This is a genomic window from Desulfovulcanus ferrireducens (genome assembly GCF_018704065.1).
GTDB classification, from domain to species: Bacteria; Desulfobacterota; Desulfovibrionia; order Desulfovibrionales; family Desulfonatronovibrionaceae; genus Desulfovulcanus; species Desulfovulcanus ferrireducens.
In genome coordinates this window covers 1-2,932 of sequence record NZ_JAGUQP010000055.1, presented here as the reverse complement: position 1 = coordinate 2,932, position 2,932 = coordinate 1, and the positions used below count along the sequence as shown (strand labels likewise).

General features: G+C 44.7%; 3 protein-coding genes. All 3 read left to right on the top strand.

The annotated features are described in order from the left end of the window. Positions 1-162: 162 nt before the first annotated feature. The gene (gene mutM, locus KFV02_RS11330) at positions 163-975 is read left to right on the top strand and encodes a bifunctional DNA-formamidopyrimidine glycosylase/DNA-(apurinic or apyrimidinic site) lyase (protein WP_252381662.1); all 813 of its coding nucleotides are present in this window, start codon (positions 163-165) and stop codon (positions 973-975) included. A 330-nt stretch (positions 976-1,305) separates the two neighbouring features. Further along, the gene (locus tag KFV02_RS11325) at positions 1,306-1,968 is read left to right on the top strand and encodes an ABC transporter ATP-binding protein (protein ID WP_252381661.1); all 663 of its coding nucleotides are present in this window, start codon (positions 1,306-1,308) and stop codon (positions 1,966-1,968) included. Between the two features lie 6 nt (positions 1,969-1,974). Then, entirely contained in the window at positions 1,975-2,829 is an 855-nt protein-coding gene (locus KFV02_RS11320; RefSeq protein WP_252381660.1) for an ABC transporter permease, read from the top strand. The last annotated feature ends 103 nt before the right edge of the window (positions 2,830-2,932 follow it).

Below are 2,932 nucleotides of genomic sequence, written 5' to 3'. Positions count from 1 at the left end.
GACCAAAAGCTGAGTTACGGTGTCTTGATGCACCAGAAAGTTGAACGGTCTGTCACGCCTAAATTCTTATTTCTTTATCTCTTAAATTTGAAAACAGGTGATGTAAACATACGAGAAAGTTGAGTTAAGGAGAAGTACCATAACTACAAGCCTTTTAGTCATATGCCAGAACTACCGGAAGTAGAGACAATCGTGCAGGCGCTCAAATCCTGCCTGCCTGGTCAAATCCCAGTAAAGATAACCTGCTTTAACAAAAAAATTTTACACGCGCCAAAGAACTTATCAAAGGTTCTGCCACGTCCAATCACAGGCATTTCCCGCAAAGGCAAGCTGATCCTCATTGGGACTCCGCCTTATGTCTGGCTCATCCACCTTAGAATGACCGGACAACTTTGGTGGCAGCATAAAGATACCCCTCTGCCCAGGCATACACATTTAATTGTCTCCCTGGCCAACTCTGACCATGAGCTGCGCTATGCTGATGTGCGCCAGTTTGGTTACTGGCAAATTGTTCATGAGAGTACACTCGCCCAAGTTCCATTTCTACAAAAATTAGGACCAGACGCACTGGACATCACCCCTTCTCTTTTACAAGTACAATTGCAAAAAAGACGTGCAGCCATTAAGACCCTGCTCCTTAATCAACAATGTCTGGCCGGACTGGGCAACATTTATACCGATGAAGCTCTCTGGCTATCCCGCATCCATCCTTTAACCCCGGCAAATCTTCTCAGTTCACCCCAGATAGATAAACTTGCCTGGGCCATTCGCAAGTCTTTACAGCGCGGGATACTCCTTAAGGGCAGTTCCATGCGCGATTATCTCCATCCCGACGGCAGCAAAGGACTTTACCAGGACCATCGTTTGGTTTACTCTCGACAAGGACTTTCATGTATGCGCTGTCGCACACCCATTAAACGGATCAAAATACAGGGCAGAAGCAGTTACTTTTGCCCTGAGTGTCAAAAATTATAACTTAAATGAAGCGATTTTTAATTTATTTTTACATTAAACATATTGGAATAAAAGTAGTTTTTGAACCAGCGACTTTCACCTAACGGGTGAGATTGCCACGGGCAGCTTCGCGCCCTCGCAATGACAGGATAAGCGCTAAATCATTGCGAAAAGCGTTAAAACAAAGTAATCTCAAACTTTAAACTGCAAAAAATCGCACAAATTAAGTATAACTTTTTACCTAATTTTACCTGTCTACCTTATTTCTTGATACTGAGCGTTTGTCCCGCATCTTCTACTGTTGCGGCATGTTCTGGACACCCTAAATAACTTCACCCTTAAAGTATAAATATGACAGTTTTCCTCTACTGCGGTCCGTTTTCGGCCACAAATAAAGAAGGCCGTGTCCTTTACGAAAATGTAGAGATATCGCTTGAGGAGAGTACCCTGTCCTTACTTGAAGGGCCTTCAGGTTGCGGAAAGAGTACCTTGCTTAGGCAGATAGTTGCTTTAAATCCAACCCGTGGAGTGTGCTATCATCTTCAAGGAAAAGATTTTTCCTATAAGGAACTTACGCTCTGGCGTTCCAAAGTCACTCTTATTGCCCAGGACGCGCCAATACTGAAAGGTAGCGTTATACGCAATCTTACCTTTCCCTTTGACCTGAAAATCGCGGCCAACAAAGACTTTGATCAGGCCAAAGCTCAAAACTTACTTAATCAGGTCGGGCTTGGATACTTAAATTGGGACCGCGATGCGAGCACTCTTTCCGGAGGTGAGAGGCACCGCCTGTCCATTGTACGAGCCCTTTTATGGGATCCGCCGGTTCTTATTTTTGATGAGCCAATTTCCGGCCTTGACCAAGAAAACCGTGAAATTTGCTTTCAACTTATCCTAGACCAGGCCAGACGGCCGGGACGGGCAGTACTGTGCGTACTCCATGATGAAAAGTTGGCAAAGTTGGCAGATCAAATTTTTAGGTTAGAAGATAGAGTCATTACTCGCAAAAAATAAAGGCCTATGAACGGATTAATCAAACTTACCCCTTTTGATCTTTTTCTGGCAACCTCTCTGATTCTGGTAGCCGCCATCATTTCCATTCTGCTAAGAATTGGCCTTGAGCGTCGTCTGCTCCTGGCAGCCTTGCGAGCCACGGTTCAGTTGGGGCTGGTAGGTCTAATTTTGGAAAAGGTTTTTGCCATTCGCCATCCTTTACCTGTGATAGCACTCCTTTTAGTGATGGTCTTTTTTGCCGGGCGTGAAGCCGTGGCAAGATCTGCGTGGAAATATAAAGGGATTAGATGGGACACATGGCTAACCATGCTTTTTTCCTCATTTTTTGTCGGTGGCCTCATAACCCAGGTAGTCGTCGGGGTAAAACCCTGGTACCATCCTCAATATATCATTCCCATTCTAGGAATGATCCTTGGAAATTCTCTTAATGGAATAGCATTAGGCCTGGATCGATTTTTAGACTACTTTGTTAGCCGGCGAGCAGAAATTGAATTATATTTAGCTTTTGGCGCAAGTCGCTCAGAAACCCTCAATGAACCTCTGCGTACTTCAGTATACACCGGCATGATCCCTGTTATCAATTGCATGAGTGTTGTGGGGATAGTCTCACTTCCGGGAATGATGACAGGTCAAATCCTGGCGGGGTCTCCTCCCTTGCAAGCGGTGGCCTATCAATTGTTAATCATGTTCACATTGGCAGGAGCAAATGCCTTTGGCGCAATGCTCATCGCTGTCATGGCAGCAAGGCGGCTTGTAAGCCAGGAAGGTTGGTTGAATCTGGAGGAGTTAGAGGCAAACTCAAAAAGAAAACAAAAACAAAAATGCAAAAGGTTTAAGGGGAAAAATAGGGTTAAGGATTAAGGGTTAAGAGGTAAGGGTTAAGCAATCTGAGAAGAGAGTCCTGAGGCCAAACCCCATTTTGACTACCAGATTAGAAATCCTGGTTTCTTGAAAGCATTGCAAA

Coding starts and splice junctions, on each gene's coding strand:
- mutM (WP_252381662.1), top strand. CDS start 163: ATGCCAGAACTACCGGAAGTAGAGACAATCGTGCAGGCGCTCAAATCC.
- KFV02_RS11320 (WP_252381660.1), top strand. CDS start 1,975: ATGAACGGATTAATCAAACTTACCCCTTTTGATCTTTTTCTGGCAACC.
- KFV02_RS11325 (WP_252381661.1), top strand. CDS start 1,306: ATGACAGTTTTCCTCTACTGCGGTCCGTTTTCGGCCACAAATAAAGAA.